Origin of the sequence: Paraburkholderia sediminicola (assembly GCF_902859805.1) — a bacterium.
Taxonomy (GTDB): Bacteria; Pseudomonadota; Gammaproteobacteria; order Burkholderiales; family Burkholderiaceae; genus Paraburkholderia; species Paraburkholderia sediminicola.
The window spans coordinates 77,274-93,724 of the sequence record NZ_CADIKC010000006.1 but is presented as its reverse complement, the minus strand read 5'-3'; the positions used below and the strand labels follow the sequence as shown (position 1 = coordinate 93,724).

The window sequence follows — 16,451 nt, the reverse complement described above, 5'->3', positions numbered from 1 at the left end:
GCAAGGCCAAGGGCCGATGGTCAGTCAGACCACAGCCCGGACAACGTCCCGCGCACGCAACCCTTTATTGTACCGCGCCGGCGACCGTGCAGTCGGCCAGGTAGCGGGGCATTGCCGGATCAGCGAGGCCATGCGCCGCATATTGATGCGCCGGCATCGGGATCAAGCCACTGAGTGCCTGGGCACGTTCGATCACGTCAAGAATGTCGCGCGAATCATGCAGCCGCCGGATGGCCGTATGCAGCTCGGCAGCCTGCGGCCACGTCCGCTTCAGATAGCTGAGCCACATTTTGACGCGTCCGTGCTCATGGCGCGCCGCGACGCGGGCTTGCAACTTTCTCAGGTAGTCGGCGAGCAAACCCAGCACGGCCGGCCATTCCTCGCCGGAAGCCGTCTGCTCCATCAGTCCGCGTATGCGCAAAGCCAGGAAAGGGTCCGATACGGCGCCCCGCCCGATCATGACGTCCGCACAGCCGCTGACCGCCCGGCACCGCTCCCAGTCGGCCACCGTCCAGACTTCTCCGTTGGCAGTGACCGGCACGTCCACGGCGTCGTCGATTCGCGCGATCCACTCCCAGTGGGCCGGCGGCCGGTAGCCATGGTCGCGCGTTCTGGCATGCACCACGAGCGAGGCCGCTCCACCCTCTGCCAGCGCTGTGGCGCAATCGATCGCAAGAGAGGTATCGGACACGCCCAGCCGCATTTTTGCCGTCACGGCGATGCCGGCAGGCACCGCGGCGCGAACGGAAGAAACAATCCGGTTCAGTTGCTCAGGATGCGCGAGCAGCATCGCGCCGCCGCCGTGCCGGTTGACGACTTTAGCGGGACAGCCGAAGTTCAGATCGAGTCCATACGGCGACAAACTGGCCGCCTGGGCCGCGTTCAGCGCCATCCATTCAGGATCGCTGCCAAGAAGTTGGATCACCATCGGCGTGCCGCCGGGTGTGCGGCCTCCGTGGAGGACTTCGGGTGTATCCCGCTCGTAGACACGCTCGGGAAGCACTGAGCCCGTCACCCGGACGAATTCGGAGACGCACCCGTCGAACCCGCCCGTGCCGGTCAGCACGTCGCGCAACACGTAGTCCGCGAGCCCCTCCATGGGCGCAAGAAACAGCTGGCTCATGTGGGCATGGCGCTCAAGCAGCTTCGGCGAATCTTACGGTCAGCCAATGCTGACAAATCCGGCCTTCGGAATCGAAAGCATAGGGGCGGTAGGGAAACGGGTCTGCGACATAGATGGGGCTGGGATACAGCGGTGGCAGTGGCGACGGCGACAAATGAGACGCTGCGACGCGGCCTGAGGGATAGCGGGATCAAATGGATCTCAAGGACCACACCCCGCAACAGCGCCGGCGCACGCAACCCGTGATTGTACCGCGCCCGTCAGCTTGCGCCCGGCGCGCAGGCCGCCGCAGTCCACCCGCCGCCTCATTGCGCGACGGGCACACCGATGGATACACCATTACTGCGCCGTTTGCCCGTGGGACCGACGCTTAAAGACCCGCCCGCCGCGTCAGCGTCGCGCCCTTACTTCTTCTCCGGCTCCGGATTGGTTTGCGGAGCAGCCGGTGTGGCCGGCCCGCCTGCCGCATTCACCGGACCACCTGGCGTGAACGGGAAGGTGGCGAACATCGATTTCGCCTGGTTCTGCATCTGCTCCTGCATCTGCACGAACATGTTCTTCGACTGTTCGATGTAGCTGGTCATCATGCCCTGCATCATGGGCGCCTGCATGTTCATGAATTGCGACCAGACTTCGGGGTTCATCGCCTTGCCTTCGTACAGATTCTTCGACTGGTCGGCGAGCTTCGCCTGAATGTCGATGAAGGCCTGGATGTTCTTCTCCAGATACGTGCCCATCATGCCTTGCATGGCATGGCCGTAGAAACGGATGATCTGCGAGAGCATCGAGGACGAGAACATCGGCAGGCCGCCGCTCTCCTCTTCGAGAATGATCTGCAACAGGATGGCGCGCGTCAGATCCTCGTTGCTCTTCGCATCGATGACCTTGAAATCCTCCTGATCCAGCACGAGCTGCTTAACGTCCGTCAGCGTGATGTACGTGCTTGTCTCGGTATCGTAGAGCCGGCGATTCGGATACTTCTTGATCAATCGTTCGGCTGTTTTCTTTGTAGTAGTGGTCATGTAACGCCTTTGAGCGCGAGTTGAGCGCGGAAACGGCGTCATGCCGGCGCACAATCGGGCAATTGTGCAGCCGGGACGCCGCCGGAACCATCTGAGTCGAAGCGCGCTGCCTTGTGAGCGGCGCGCCGGTGACTCAGCCCATATGCAAACCACCGTTCAGCGAAAAATCCGCGCCCGTGGAGAAACCCGATTCGTCCGAGGCGAGCCATGCCACGATCGAGCCGATTTCCTGCGGCTGACCGAGACGGCGCACCGGGATCGTCGCAACGATCTTTTCCAGCACGTCCGGGCGGATCGACTTGACCATATCGGTGCCGATGTAGCCAGGCGATACGGTGTTGACCGTCACGCCCTTGGTGGCCACTTCCTGCGCCAGCGACATCGTGAAGCCGTGAATACCGGCCTTCGCGGTCGAGTAGTTGGTCTGGCCGAACTGCCCCTTCTGGCCGTTCACCGACGAAATGTTGATGACCCGCCCGAAGCCGCGCTCGACCATCCCGTCGATCACCTGCTTGGTGACGTTGAAGAGGCTGGTCAGGTTGGTGTCGATCACCGCCGTCCAGTCTTCGTGCGTCATCTTGCGGAACACGACGTCGCGCGTGATACCGGCGTTGTTCACCAGCACGTCGATCTCACCGACTTCGGCCTTGACCTTGTCGAACGCCGCCTTGGTCGATTCCCAATCGCCGACATTGCCTTCGGACGCAATGAAATCGTAGCCGAGTGCCTTCTGCTCTTCGAGCCACTTCACGCGGCGCGGCGAGTTCGGGCCGCAACCGGCGACCACCTTGAAGCCCTCTTTGTGCAGACGCTGGCAAATGCTTGTGCCGATGCCACCCATCCCGCCCGTTACGTACGCAATTCGCTGTGTCATAAACTACACTCCGTTTTTCGTTTTCGAGGTGCCGACCGGCTACCTCTTCCCTCGCCTGTGCTTCATCTCCACTGCCGCCGGGCGACCGGCCGACGAGGCCATTGCTCACCGCGCGCTACCTGCTGCAATGTGGCGCGCGGCAACCCTGCTTACCGCCTGCTAAAACCTGTTTGACCCTGCTTGAACCTGCTTGACCCACCTTGAGGCCCCGAGCTCGGGTCCCCAGGACTTGAGGTCTATCAAGCGCGTTCGAGCGCCAGCGCCACGCCCATGCCGCCGCCGATACACAGCGACGCCAGACCCTTCTTCGCATCGCGCTTCTGCATTTCATGCAGCAGCGTGACGAGAATCCGCGCGCCGGACGCACCGATCGGATGGCCGATCGCGATCGCGCCGCCGTTCACATTGATCTTCGACGTGTCCCAGCCCATTTGCTGATTCACGGCGCACGCCTGCGCGGCAAACGCTTCGTTGATTTCCATCAGGTCCAGATCGGCCGGCGTCCAGCCCGCGCGTTCGAGACAACGGCGCGAGGCCGGCACCGGGCCCATGCCCATCACCTTCGGATCCAGACCCGAGGTGGCGTACGCCTTGATGCGCGCGAGCGGCGTGAGGCCAAGCGCCTCGGCCTTTTTCGCCGACATCACCAGCACCGCCGCCGCGCCGTCGTTCAGACCCGACGCATTGGCCGCTGTCACCGAGCCTTCCTTCGAGAAAGCCGGCTTCAGACCCGCCAACGATTCAGCCGTCACGCCGTGACGCACGAATTCGTCAGTTGCGAAACGCAGCGGCTCGCCCTTGCGTTGCGGAATTTCGACCGGCACGATTTCGTCGTTGAAACGGCCCGCCTTCTGCGCAGCTTCCGCCTTGTTCTGCGACAGCGCCGCGAACGCATCCTGCTGCTCGCGCGTGATGCCGTATTCCTTGGCGACGTTTTCTGCCGTCACGCCCATGTGGTACTGGTTATAGACGTCCCACAGGCCGTCGACGATCATCGAGTCGATCAGCTTGGCGTCGCCCATGCGGAAACCGTCGCGCGAGCCCGGCAGCACGTGCGGCGCGGCGCTCATGTTTTCCTGACCGCCGGCGATCACGATGTCCGCGTCACCCGCGATGATCGCGTTGGCCGCCAGCATCACGGACTTCAGGCCCGAGCCGCACACCACGTTGATCGTCATGGCCGGCACCGCCGTGGGCAGCCCCGCCTTGATCAGCGACTGACGCGCCGGGTTTTGCCCCGAGCCTGCCGTCAGCACCTGTCCCAGAATGACTTCGCTGACCTGCTCAGGCTTCAGACCAGACCGTTCGAGCACGGCGCGAATCACGGTTGCGCCGAGTTCGGGCGCAGCGATCTTCGCCAGCGACCCACCGAATTTGCCAACTGCCGTACGGGCGGCCGATACGATCACAACATCAGTCATTTCCATATCCTCCGGGACATCGGCTAAATACGCCGCAGCCCGTCAAGTTAAAAATCTTGTTGCCAATGCGTCCTTGCACCTATCAGAACGCGCACTCATACCGCCACACCACCGCGCCCTCAGGCGCGCTGAAGCCTACTCCCGTTGCCGCACATAACGCCCCGGCGCCGGTTCGATCACCGGGAATTCGGCGGAGCCGGCCGTGGCGCGCGGCTTCACTTTCTTGCCGCCATACTGATCGAGCCACGTGGTCCATTCGGGCCACCAGCTGCCAGGCACTTCGGTCGCCTCGCCGAGCCATTCGTCCGGGCTTTCCGGCAACGTCCTGGCGTCGCCTTCCAGCGCCCAGTAGTTACGCTTTTTCTTCGCCGGCGGATTGATCACGCCAGCGATATGACCCGACGCGCCGAGCACGAACTTCAGCGGCCCGGAGAGCAGCGGCACCGACGCATAGGCGGTTTGCCACGGCACGATATGGTCTTCACGTGAACCGTAGATGAAGGTGGGCACATCGATCTTCGAGAGGTCGACCGGCTCGCCGCAGGTGGTCACCGCGCCCGGCTCGCGCAGACGATTCTCGAGATAGGTGTTGCGCAGATACCAGACATACATCGGGCCCGGCAGACTCGTCGAATCGCTGTTCCAGTACAGCAGATCGAACGGCACCGGCGTGCGCCCCTTGAGGTAATTGTCGACGACGTAGTTCCACACCAGATCGTTCGGCCGCAGGAACGAGAACGTGTTGGCGAATTCGATGCCGCGCATCAAGCCGGGTTTGCCGCCGTTCTTGCCGCCGATGGTCTGCTCGCGCATCTGCACATGCGCCTCGTCGACGAATACGTCGAGCACGCCCGTGTCCGAGAAATCGAGCATCGCGGTGAGCAAGGTCATCGACGCAGCCGGATGTTCGCCGCGCGCGGCCGCCACCGCCAGCGCCGTGGCGAGCATGGTGCCGCCCACACAGAAACCCAGCGTGTTGATCTGCTCACGGCCACTGATCTTGCTGACCGTTTCGATCGCCTTGAGGACACCTTCGCTGACGTAGTCGTCCCACGTCTTGCCTGCGATCGATGCGTCCGCGTTGCGCCACGAAATCAGAAATACCTGATGACCCGAATCGAGTCCGTGCGCGACCAGCGAATTCTCCGGCTGCAGATCGAGAATGTAGAACTTGTTGATGCAAGGCGGCACGATCAGCAGCGGCCGCTCACGCACGGTGGCCGTGCGCGGTTTGTACTGGATCAGCTGAATGAGGTCGTTCTCGAACACCACCGAGCCTTCGGTGTTCGCGAGATTTTCGCCGACCACGAAACGCGATTCGTCCGTCTGCGAAATCTTGCCGCGCTGCATGTCGCCCAGCAGATTCATCACGCCCTGGCGCAAGCTCTCGCCCTTGCTATCGAGCAAGGTCTTTTGCGCTTCCGGATTCAACGCGAAGAAGTTGCTCGGCGATGCGGCTGCGGTCCACTGCTGAACCGCGAACCGAACGCGCTCGCGCATCTTCGGTTCCGTTTCGAGCGCGTCGACCATTTCCTGCAGATAACGCGCGTTCAACAGATACCACGCAGCGGTAAAGGCATAGGCCGGCGTCGCGCTCCACGCGTCGGAACTGAAGCGGCGGTCCTTGAGTTCGGGGGCTTTCGCCGTGGAGGTGGCCGCCTGCTGGATCAGCTCCATCGCCTCGCGCGAATAATCGGTTTGCAGCTTTTGCAAACGCTCCGATGGAATCGCGGCGCTCGGCACATTGAGTCCGGCGAATGAGGGCATTGACGGCAGGGAGCCTGCGGCCAGCTTGCTGAAGTCGGGCATGCCGGGGAACGACGGTATCTGCGGCAAGCCCATTGGCGGCATCTGGGGCACCTGCGGCATCTGGAACGGCATGCCGCTGCCGCCGGGCGGCGTGCCCAGCGAACGCCATGCGTTCATCCAGGCGTCCAATAACTGCTGCATGCCTGCGGCTGGTGATGCGCCGCTCGTACCGGCCTGCTGCGTGTGCTCCGTCGAGGAGTCCGTGCTGGGAGAAGCTGAGGAATGTGATGCTGCCATACCTGCTTTTGACCGGTGAGTCCTTGCGGACGGGTTGAGAGGCAGGTTCATGCGCACGTGGGCGATTGCTCGCGACCTCGTCACGCCCTGTCCCATGTACGAGGAGCTGTGAGGAACATTCTTGCTCCCCATCGCAAGGCATGTCAATGCTTGTTCCCGATTTTGCCGCAGTGCGATAGTTTTTTAATTATCGTTTTCCCTGTATAGCAGATCACGCTTTTGGAACATGGGTTGATAAGTGCGGGTATAAGCAAAAAAAGCTCCCGTATTGCATGGGCTTATGCATATTTATGCGCATTTATCCGTTCACTGGCGCGCACTTTTAGCGGCAGATTAATGCATGCGCGACAAATTCCGGCAGCGCAGCAAAAGCACGCAGTGCATCTCCGAATAAACCCTCATACGGATGCGCGCAAGACACGCTCGCACCGGTCGAAGCAAGCGCGGGAAGCGCCACGGCCGCACGATGGCGCGGATAAATCGAAGCGTCATGCGATGCGGCCGTGTAGGGATGATTGAATGCAGAACTAACGCGTAATCTGATCGTCCAGCCAGATCAGCGCGGCCATGCGCCCTGTCTCGCGATCACGGCGATAGGAATAGAAACGATCACGTTGCGTGACCGTACACAGATCGCCGCCGACAATGCGCGTCACACCGATCCGTTGCAAGCGCAAGCGCGCGAGCGCCGCGAGATCGGCGAGATATTTACCGGGGTTTTGCGGATGCGTAATGAATGCATTCGCAGTGGCTTCGCGTTGTGCGCCGTCCACGCCGTTCATGAAGGCGTCACGTACATCTGCACCCACCTCGAATGCGTCCGGTCCAATCGCCGGACCGAGGTAGGCATGCAACGATGCGGCCTCCACACCGGCGAGACCGGCGACACGCTGCGCAGTCTGCTCGACGATACCCGCGGCCAGCCCACGCCAGCCGGCATGGGCCGCGCCGACCGCGCGTCCCGCTTCGTCGCACAACAGCACCGGCATGCAATCGGCGACCATCACGACACACACCGTGCCGGGCCGATCGGTAACGCTGGCGTCCGCTCGTGTCGGCGTACCGCTCGCCTGAGTCTGCGCGAGCGCATCTTCCGCGCGCACGATGCCGGCGCCGTGAATCTGTTCGAGCCAGGCGGCCTCGCCTACGCCTGCCAGACTCAGCAAGCGTGCGCGATTCGTTGCGACCGCGGCGGGATCGTCACCGCTTTTCATCCCCAGATTCAGGCCGCCCGGTTGGTCAGCGCCATCCTGCCAGCGGCCGAACGGCGGCTCGCTCACGCCGCCGTTGCGCGTGGTGACGAGCGCGCGCACACGCGGTGACACGTTCCATGCGGGTTGCACAACATCGGCAAAGCTCAGCTCGGGCAAGCTCATGCGTGACCGTCCTCGTCGTGTTCGTCGTCGTGATCCGCGTCTTCGTCGTGATCGCCGTCTTCATCGATGTCGTCGTCCAGCGAAGCGTCGTAGTCGTCTTCTTCGTAGTACGTCTCGTCGAACTCGCCCGCATCGTCACGCCCAAGCCCAAGCGCCGCCGACAGCACCTGCATGTCTTCCGGTGCATCGGCGCGCCATTGCATGGTCCGGCCGGTTTTCGGGTGGATCAGACCGAGACGCCATGCATGCAACGCCTGACGCGCGAAACCGTCCGGCAGCGGCGTCACCGAGCGCTTGCCGCGTGCGCGCCCATAGATCGGATCGCCGAGCAGCGGATGACCGATATGCGCGCAATGCACGCGAATCTGATGGGTGCGGCCGGTTTCCAGATCGCAATGAATCGCGGTGACCGGCTGACGCTGCCAGATCGCCGTGTCCACACGCCGGAAATGCGTACGCGCGGCTTTGCCCGATGCGCTCGTCACCACCGCCATGCGCGTGCGTTCGCGCGGATCGCGGCCGATGGGCGCGTCGATCGTGCCCTCTTCGGGCATATTGCCCCACACCAGCGCGAGATAGCGGCGCTTCACCGTGCGTGCCTGCAACTGGCGCACCAGATCCGTCTGCGCCTCGAGCGTGCGCGCCACCACCATCAAACCGGACGTTTCCTTGTCGAGCCGATGCACGATACCGGCGCGCGGCAGCCCTGCCGCTGCGTCGCCATAGCGGTACAGCAGGCCGTTGAGGACGGTGCCGCTCCAGTTGCCGGCCGCCGGATGCACGACCATGCCGGCCGGCTTGTTGATGACCACCAGCGTGTCGTCCTCGTAGACGATTTCGAGCGGCACCGGCTCGGGCGTGAACGCGAGTTGCTCGGGCAGCAGATCGGGCACGAGCTCGATGGTGGCCCCAAGCGGCACCGGCTGGCGGATTTTGGCCGGTTTGCCGTCGATGCGCACCCGCTCCGACTCGATCCAGCTTTGCAGCCGGTTACGTGAAAACTCCGGAAAGACTCGGGCCAGCACCTTGTCGAGGCGCTCACCGGCCATTTCGTCGGGCACGACGACGCTGCGCGGCGACTCGTCCGCTACAGGGCTCGCCACGGTTGGCACGCTGCGCGGGCCAGCGGCGGCGAGCGCGTCGCTGCCGAGATCGTCGTCGAGCGAGTCGACGCCCAATGCGTCGGAGGGGTCAGCGCTTACGCTATAATCTTTGTTGCTATTCCCGGCACCGGTTGCGGCGCCTGGAGTATTTGAGCGGGTCATTGAGTCTGGGTCACCTGGACGTAAAGCTAGACTGGAAAATGCGAGCCTTGAACACCATCACTAAAGCGGCGATCAATTTGGCGGTCATCAAGAAGATGGCCCGGAAAGTGGCCGGATACATTGCGTGCGCCGCAGCCGTCGCCGTTGTTGCGGCTTGCCACGGCCTGCCGGAAAAGACCGACGAGACAGCTACGTGGAACAACAACAAATTATATACGGAGGCGAACGACGCTCTGACCGGTGGTGATTTCGGCAAGTGCGCCAAGTATTTCGAAATGCTCGAAGGCCGTGATCCGTTCGGCCACTTTGCCCAGCAAGCGCAGATCAACGTCGCGTATTGCAACTGGAAAGACAACGAAAACGCCGCCGCCGACCAGGCGATCGACCGCTTCATCCAGCTGCACCCGGATCACCCGGACATCGCCTACGCGTACTACCTGAAGGGCATGATCCACTTCAACGACGACCTCGGTCTGTTCGGCCGCTTCTCCGGCCAGGACATGAGCGAGCGCGATCCGAAGTCGCTGCGCGAGTCATATGACGCGTTCAAGGTCGTGGTCGACAAGTACCCGAACAGCAAGTATGCGCCGGACGCCGCGCAACGCATGCGCTATATCGTGAACGCGCTGGCGTCGCACGAAGTTCACGCGGCGGATTATTACTACCGTCGTGGCGCGTATGTCGCCGCGATCAACCGCGCGCAACTGGCGTTGAAGGAATACAAGAACGCGCCGGCTATCGAAGACGCACTGCACATCATGATGCTGTCGTATGAGAAGCTGAACCAGCCGCAACTCGCGGACGACACGAAGCGCATTCTGGCCGGCACCTTCCCCGACAGTCCGTATATCACGGGCCACGCAAGGCCCGGTAAGGAAAAGTCGTGGTGGCAGTTCTAAGCCTCGATTAGCTGCATTAAAAAAAACGCCACGACTTCGGTCGTGGCGTTTTTGTTTGTGCCGCGCTGCCGGCCTATACAGCACCGGCCGGCAACCCGCGCCCTCAGTCCCGCTCGAACAACGCAATCGACTCCACGTGCGAGGTGTGCGGGAACATGTTCACCACACCCGCACCCACCAGCCGGTAGCCGGCCTCATGCACCAGCAGCCCCGCATCGCGAGCGAGCGTGGCGGGCGCGCACGACACGTAGACGATACGCTTGGGCAACGGCCCATTGCCGCTCTGCGCGATCTCCGCGAGCGCCTTGGCGACAGCGAGCGCGCCTTCGCGCGGCGGGTCGATAAGGAATTTGTCGAAATGGCCGAGCGCGCGCATGTCGTCGGCGGTTACATCGAACAGGTTGCGGCAAGCAAACGACGTATGCCCCGCCACATCGTTCAGTTCGGCATTCGCAAGCGCGCGCGAAGTCAGCACTTCGCTGCCTTCGATTCCCATCACTTCTTTCGAAATGCGGGCGAGCGGCAGCGTGAAGTTGCCGATTCCGCAGAACAGGTCGAGCACGCGGTCCGTGCTGGCCGGGGCCAGCAGACGCAGCGCACGGCTCACCAGCACGCGATTGATCGCGTGATTCACCTGCGTGAAGTCGGTCGGCTTGAACGGCATCCGGATGTTGTATTCCGGCAGCGTGTAGTCGAGTTGCGCGTCGAGCGGATAGAACGGCGTGACCGTGTCAGGACCGCCCGGCTGCAACCACCACTGGATCTTGTGTTCGTCGGCGAAATCGCGCAGCACCTGCTCGTCGGCGGCGGTGAGCGGCGCGAGGTTGCGCAGCACCAGTGCGGTGACCGACGAGCCGACCGCGAGCTCGATCTGCGGCATGCGATCGTAAATCGATAGCTTGCGGACCATGAAGCGCAGCGGCATCAGCATCGCCGAAATGTGCGGCGGCAGTATCTCGCAGGTCTTCATATCCGAGATGTAGCTGCTCTTCTTCTCGTAGAAACCGATGCGCATGCCGCCCTTTTCCGGCAGATAACGCACTGCCAGACGCGCGCGATAGCGGTATCCCCAGGCCGGACCGTGAATCGGCCGGAACACGGTCTCCGGGCGCAGCTTCGCCAGATGCTGGAAATTGTCTTCGAGCACGCGCTGTTTGACGGCGATCTGGGCGCGGATGTCGAGATGCTGCATCGAACAGCCGCCGCAGGTATCGAAGTAGGTGCATTTCGGCTTGGTGCGGAGCACGCTTTCGCGGAATACCTGGACGACCTCAGCCTGCTCGAATTTCGGCTTGCTGCGATGCGTCGTGTAGCTGACACGCTCGCCGGGCAACGCGCCTTCGACAAAAATCACCTTGCCGGGCGTGCCGTCTTCGCTCTCGATGCGGCCCACGCCGCGCGCTTCCATGTCGAGCGAAACGATTTCGATGATCGGCTCATTGCCGGTAATGACGTGCGCTTTCGCCGGAGCGGGCGCCTTCTGGCGCTTCGGCGAGCGGCGTTGGGGGGCAGTTCGGGACACCTGCGACTTCCTGACAAACTTGGGGGAAAGGCGAGATTGTAGACGAAGCGCCGCGCACACCGATCGCTTCGATCACGATTGGCATACGGCGAACCCTGGCGCTTGCGCCCGACTTCGCGCTACGGCGGCTGCCGTCAGACGCTCAACCGCGTTAGTGTGCGGCGAACGGTTTCGTTACGACAAGAACGACAAGACCGATAAGCAAGCCGCTCACTGATCGAATGCGGCCAGATACTCGGCCCATTGCGGCGCCGCCTCCAGCGCCAGCGCATTCTTGACCAGGTTGATCTCGTCAGCATACTCTTCGGCCGAAAACGCGCCGCGGATCAGCTGGAAGCGGCAATACAGCAGGTACGTATTGACGACGTCGGTCTCGCAATAGTTGCGGATTTCCTCGATGCGGCCTTCCTGGTAAGCATTCCACACCTGGCTGCCGTCCATGCCCATCTTGCCCGGAAAGCCGCACATCTTGGCGAGCGCGTCGAGCGGTGCGTTGGCGCGCGCCTGATACATCGCCAGCACGTCCATCAGATCGGTGTGACGCGCGTGATATCGGCTGATGTAGTTGTTCCACTTGAACTCGCGGTCGTCCTCGCCGAGGTCCCAGAAACGTGAGGCGGGAATGCCGTTGACCAGCGCACGGTAGTTCAGCACCGGCAGGTCGAACCCGCCGCCGTTCCACGACACGAGCTGCGGCGTGTACTTTTCGATCACGCGATAAAACGACTGCACGAGCGCGGCTTCGCCGTCTTCCAGCGTGCCGAGCGAGCGCACGCGGAAACCGTTGTTGTCGCGGAACACACAGGAAATGGCGGCGATCCGCTGCAGGTGGTGCGGCAGGAAATCGCTGCCGGTCTTTTCGCGGCGCGCCGCAAAAGAGTGCTCGGCGACTTCGGCGTCGCTCAGCGTGGCGGGTAGATCTTCGAGGCGGCGAATGCCGGCGACATCGGGAATCGTCTCGATGTCGAAAACAAGAATCGGTGTCATCAGGTTATAGAACGGCGTCCTTCCGAACACCGTTGGAGGCAAAGAAGCGCTTGAGCCGCACCAGCGCTTCCTGTTGGATCTGGCGCACACGCTCGCGCGTGAGGCCCATTTCGTCGGCCAGCTCTTCGAGCGTGGCGGGCTCGATATGGTTGAGCCCGAAGCGGCGCTCGATCACATGACGATGCTTGTCCGACAGCCGCGCGAGCCACGCACGCGTGAGCGTTTCCAGCTCGCGGTGCTGCACTTCGGCGTCCGGCGACTGGCTTTGGTCGTCGGACAGCAGGTCGAGCAGACTGCTCGCCGGGTCGAGATCGAGTGGCGCGTCAAGCGACGCGGTGTGCTCGTTCAGCGCGAGAATGTCGGTAACTTCGTCGGTGGTCTTGCCGGTCAGATAGGCAATGTCGTCGATGCTGGCGTCGCGACGCTCGGCGGCCTCACCGGAATTCATCGAATTCTTTTCCAGATGGCGCTTCGCGCGCAGCACCTGATTGAGCTCACGGATCACGTGCACCGGCAAACGCACCGTGCGCGCCTGGTTCATGATCGCGCGCTCGATGCTTTGGCGAATCCACCATGTGGCGTACGTCGAGAAACGGAAGCCGCGCGTAGGATCGAATTTCTCGATGGCGTGCATCAGGCCGAGATTGCCCTCTTCGATCAGATCGAGCAGCGGCACGCCGCGGTTCAGATAACCCTTTGCGATGCTGACGACGAGCCGCAAATTGCGCTCGATCATCACTTGCCGCGCTTCGAACTCGCCCGCCTTCGCCAGACGCGAATACTTCTGCTCCTCCTCGACAGTCAGGAGCGGCTTGACGCTGATGCGGTTCAGGTAGTGCTGAATCGTGTCGGCCGTCAGCTCGGCTTGTAGAAGCGCGCGGAAGTCGTCTGCGTCGGCAGGGACTTCGCGGGCCTCGCTGGGTTCCTCCGCGCCGCCCTGACGTTCGTCGAGATCGCGTTCCTCTGCGATCTCTTCTTCGACTTCCGAAGCGCCGCTTTCCTCCACCGAAGCGGGCGTGACGCGGCTAATCGTCTCAGACTCGGCTTGCGGCAGGCGGCGCTTCGATTTCGGCATGGTCGTATCGCTTATTGCGGCGGCAAATACTTCAGTGGGTCGACAGGTTTACCCTGGCGGCGAACTTCGAAATGCAACATCACGCGGTCGGAATCGCTATTGCCCATCTCGGCGATCTTCTGCCCTTTGGTTACCGCATCTCCCTCTTTTACCATCAAAGCGCGGTTGTGTGCATACGCCGTGAGATAAGTTGCATCATGCTTGATGATAATGAGATTGCCGTAACCACGCAGCCCATTTCCTGCATAAACCACGCGTCCATCCGCCGAAGCCTTAACCGGATCGCCAGCCGCGCCGCCGATATTAATACCCTTGTTGGTCGAATCGTTGAACGTGCCGAGCATCGGTCCGCGTACCGGCCACGAGAACGCCACGTTGCCGGATGCGCCGGCGCTCGAGTCGCTCGCTGCACCCGGGTTGGCCGGCGGCGTTAGCGACGCGTTGTTCGCACCCGAACCATAGATCGGCGGCGCCGCGACGCCAGCTGCCGGCGGCGTACTGCCAAGCGGTGCGCTCTGCACCGCGCCACCGCCGCCGATCGGCGCCGTCGACACACCCGGCGTCAGTGCGGCGGTGTTCGCGCCCGGCGGCACGACGCGCAGCAACTGATCGACTTCGATCTGATTCGGGTTGGTGAGATTGTTCCACGTCGAAATGTCGCGGTAGTTCTGCCCGTTCTCCAACGCGATCCGATACAGCGTATCGCCCGGCTTCACGCGGTAGTAGCCCGGCGGCGGCGGTCCGAGCGGCACGGCCGGCTGTTGCGCGGCTTGCGTGCCGAGCGCACCGCTGCCGGAACGGTCGACGACCGGCGCCTGATCGAGGCGGGTCGCACAGGCCGACATCAACAGGGACAAGGCGAGCACGCACACGCTACGCTGGGTTACGGTCATAGGGATAGTCAGTCTGGTTCTTTGCATCGCGCGCAACATACTCATCGGTGTCAAATCACTCCGGATTTTAAGGGTACAAAGAAAACGCGATCAAGCCGCGACTCGCGCCACTGCGCGGGTCCGAGACGTTCGACCAGAGTCAGCACCTGGTTCTGGCCTTCCTGCGAGCCGACCGGCGCGACCAGACGGCCGCCGATCGCGAGTTGTTCAAGTAATGCTTGCGGTACATCGAGTCCGGCTGCGGCGATCACGATCGCGTCGAACGGCGCCGCCGACGGCAGCCCGAGGCGGCCATCGCCGTAGTGCAGCCGGATGTTCGGAATGCGCAGCGGACGCAAGTTTGTCTTCGCGCGTTCGGACAGCGGCTTGATGCGTTCGATCGAGTAAACATCGCGCGCGACCTGGCTCAGCACCGCCGCCTGATAGCCGCAACCGGTGCCGATTTCGAGCACGTTGTTCAACGCGCGGCCCGCAGCCGCCAGTTCGATCATCCGCGCGACCACAGAGGGCTTGGAGATCGTCTGGTGATGGCCGATCGGTAACGCGGCATCTTCGTAGGCCTGGGCCGCGAGGCCCGGGTCGACGAACATGTGGCGCGGCACCACCGACATCGCATTCAACACGCGCTGATCGGTCACGCCATTCGCACGCAGGCGTTCGACCATCCGTTCGCGAACCCGTTCCGAAGTCAGCGCCAAAGCGCCGTTCAATGCGACGTTCGGCACAGCGGCGCGCTCGTTGAGTTTGGCGGTGGGCTTGTTCACCGGCGCCGGTTTTGGCGTAGCGCGCGCAGGCGAACCTTGCGCGACGGTTGTTGCGTGCGGTTTGGCCTGCAGTTTGGTTTGCGGCTTGGCCTGGGCACTGACAGGCGGTTTCAGCGTCGAGTTCACCGGCGCCTTGATCGGCGCCTTCGCCTGCGGCTTTGCTTGCGATGTCGCTTGCGCTTGCGTCTGCGCCCTCGCCGGCGACTTCGCCTGGGTCTTCCCCACAGAGCCGAGCGGCGAATTCTTCGCCGGTTGCTGGCGTGCGTTCAGCGCCGCGCTCGCGGCAAGTGCCGCTGCGCGCACTTCGCCCGGACGCCCTTCGGGCCGGCGCGGCTCGCGCACCAGGTCCTCGAGACCGAGCGGAAAGCGCTTTGCGCGCTCGCTCGTCATGAAGCGCCGCTGCCGGCGCGCGCCCAATCGCGCGCTGCGGGCAGCATTTGCGTGTGGGTCAGGTCGAGCTGCAACGGCGTGATCGACACCTGGCCATTGGCGACAGCGTGGAAATCGGTGCCTTCGCTCGCGTCACGCGCGCTGCCCGACGGGCCGATCCAGTAGATCGGTTCGCCGCGCGGGTTGGTCTGGCGGATCACCGGTTGCGACGGGTGCCGCTTGCCAAGACGCGTGATATGCCAGCCGTCGAGTTGATCGTACGGCAGGTTCGGAATATTGACGTTCAGAAGCGGATGCCCCGGCAACGGCTGCGCGAGGTAGTGCGCGACGATCTCGGCGGCCACGCGCGCAGCGTCTTCGAGATGCACCCAGTCTTTGTCGACCAGCGAGAAAGCGATGGCCGGTACGCCGAACATGATGCCTTCGGTGGCGGCGGCGACGGTGCCCGAATAGAGCGTGTCTTCGCCCATGTTCTGGCCGTTGTTGATGCCCGAAACAACCAGGTCCGGCGTGTGGTCCAGCATACCCGTCAGTGCAATGTGCACCGAATCGGTTGGCGTGCCGTTCACATAGTAGAAACCGTTGGCCGAGCGCAGCACCGAAAGCGGACGCGACAGCGTCAAGGAATTGGACGCGCCGCTGCAGTTCTGCTCGGGGGCCATCACGGTGACGTCCGCGATCGGCTTGAGCGCTTCGTAAAGCGCGGCAAGGCCGGGCGCCAGATAACCGTCGTCATTGCTGAGTAGGATTCGCATCCGGCGATTGTAACCGAGGAAAGAAGGCACGCGAACGAC

General features: G+C 62.9%; 14 protein-coding genes. 1 reads left to right on the top strand and 13 read right to left on the bottom strand.

The window, feature by feature from the left end; genetic code table 11:
- Positions 1 to 64 precede the first annotated feature (64 nt).
- From R8871_RS21430 to R8871_RS21400, 7 genes are all read right to left on the bottom strand, one after another.
- Positions 65 to 1,123, bottom strand: coding sequence for a tRNA dihydrouridine synthase (locus R8871_RS21430; RefSeq protein WP_175052258.1), 1,059 nt, complete (start codon positions 1,121 to 1,123; stop codon positions 65 to 67).
- Between the two features lie 404 nt (positions 1,124 to 1,527).
- Positions 1,528 to 2,145, bottom strand: a complete 618-nt coding sequence (phaR, locus tag R8871_RS21425; protein ID WP_175052257.1) for a polyhydroxyalkanoate synthesis repressor PhaR — start codon at positions 2,143 to 2,145, stop codon at positions 1,528 to 1,530.
- 133 nt (positions 2,146 to 2,278) lie between these two features.
- On the bottom strand, positions 2,279 to 3,019 hold the full coding sequence (locus R8871_RS21420; protein ID WP_054039485.1) for a 3-ketoacyl-ACP reductase: 741 nt from the start codon (positions 3,017 to 3,019) through the stop codon (positions 2,279 to 2,281).
- Between the two features lie 239 nt (positions 3,020 to 3,258).
- The gene (locus tag R8871_RS21415; protein WP_175052256.1) at positions 3,259 to 4,440 is read right to left on the bottom strand and encodes an acetyl-CoA C-acetyltransferase; all 1,182 of its coding nucleotides are present in this window, start codon (positions 4,438 to 4,440) and stop codon (positions 3,259 to 3,261) included.
- Between the two features lie 135 nt (positions 4,441 to 4,575).
- Complete coding sequence (phaC, locus tag R8871_RS21410) at positions 4,576 to 6,390, bottom strand: class I poly(R)-hydroxyalkanoic acid synthase (protein ID WP_175052255.1); 1,815 nt, start codon at positions 6,388 to 6,390, stop codon at positions 4,576 to 4,578.
- 623 nt (positions 6,391 to 7,013) lie between these two features.
- The gene (gene pgeF, locus R8871_RS21405; protein ID WP_175052254.1) at positions 7,014 to 7,862 is read right to left on the bottom strand and encodes a peptidoglycan editing factor PgeF; all 849 of its coding nucleotides are present in this window, start codon (positions 7,860 to 7,862) and stop codon (positions 7,014 to 7,016) included.
- A complete protein-coding gene (locus tag R8871_RS21400; protein ID WP_175052253.1) occupies positions 7,859 to 9,127 on the bottom strand; it encodes an RluA family pseudouridine synthase in 1,269 nt (422 codons plus the stop codon). Before R8871_RS21400 ends, pgeF begins: the two co-directional genes overlap by 4 nt.
- A 95-nt stretch (positions 9,128 to 9,222) precedes the next feature.
- Here R8871_RS21400 and R8871_RS21395 point away from each other — a divergent pair, with 95 nt between their 5' ends.
- Complete coding sequence (locus R8871_RS21395) at positions 9,223 to 10,026, top strand: outer membrane protein assembly factor BamD (RefSeq protein WP_172737781.1); 804 nt, start codon at positions 9,223 to 9,225, stop codon at positions 10,024 to 10,026.
- 103 nt (positions 10,027 to 10,129) lie between these two features.
- On the opposite strand, the gene rlmD is transcribed toward R8871_RS21395, so the two are convergent.
- The 6 genes from rlmD to surE form a co-directional block, all read right to left on the bottom strand.
- Complete coding sequence (gene rlmD / locus R8871_RS21390; RefSeq protein WP_175052252.1) at positions 10,130 to 11,548, bottom strand: 23S rRNA (uracil(1939)-C(5))-methyltransferase RlmD; 1,419 nt, start codon at positions 11,546 to 11,548, stop codon at positions 10,130 to 10,132.
- Positions 11,549 to 11,758: 210 nt separating this feature from the next.
- On the bottom strand, positions 11,759 to 12,535 hold the full coding sequence (locus R8871_RS21385) for a 3'-5' exonuclease (RefSeq protein ID WP_175052251.1): 777 nt from the start codon (positions 12,533 to 12,535) through the stop codon (positions 11,759 to 11,761).
- 4 nt (positions 12,536 to 12,539) lie between these two features.
- Positions 12,540 to 13,610: an RNA polymerase sigma factor RpoS gene (gene rpoS / locus R8871_RS21380; RefSeq protein ID WP_054039479.1), complete on the bottom strand. Its 1,071-nt coding sequence runs from the start codon at positions 13,608 to 13,610 to the stop codon at positions 12,540 to 12,542.
- Positions 13,611 to 13,621: 11 nt separating this feature from the next.
- The gene (locus R8871_RS21375) at positions 13,622 to 14,548 is read right to left on the bottom strand and encodes a peptidoglycan DD-metalloendopeptidase family protein (protein ID WP_175052250.1); all 927 of its coding nucleotides are present in this window, start codon (positions 14,546 to 14,548) and stop codon (positions 13,622 to 13,624) included.
- Between the two features lie 5 nt (positions 14,549 to 14,553).
- Positions 14,554 to 15,657, bottom strand: coding sequence for a protein-L-isoaspartate(D-aspartate) O-methyltransferase (locus R8871_RS21370; RefSeq protein WP_175052249.1), 1,104 nt, complete (start codon positions 15,655 to 15,657; stop codon positions 14,554 to 14,556).
- Positions 15,654 to 16,412 (bottom strand): 5'/3'-nucleotidase SurE, encoded by a 759-nt coding sequence (surE, locus tag R8871_RS21365; protein ID WP_175052248.1) that lies wholly within the window; start codon positions 16,410 to 16,412, stop codon positions 15,654 to 15,656. Before surE ends, R8871_RS21370 begins: the two co-directional genes overlap by 4 nt.
- Between the last annotated feature and the right edge of the window lie 39 nt (positions 16,413 to 16,451).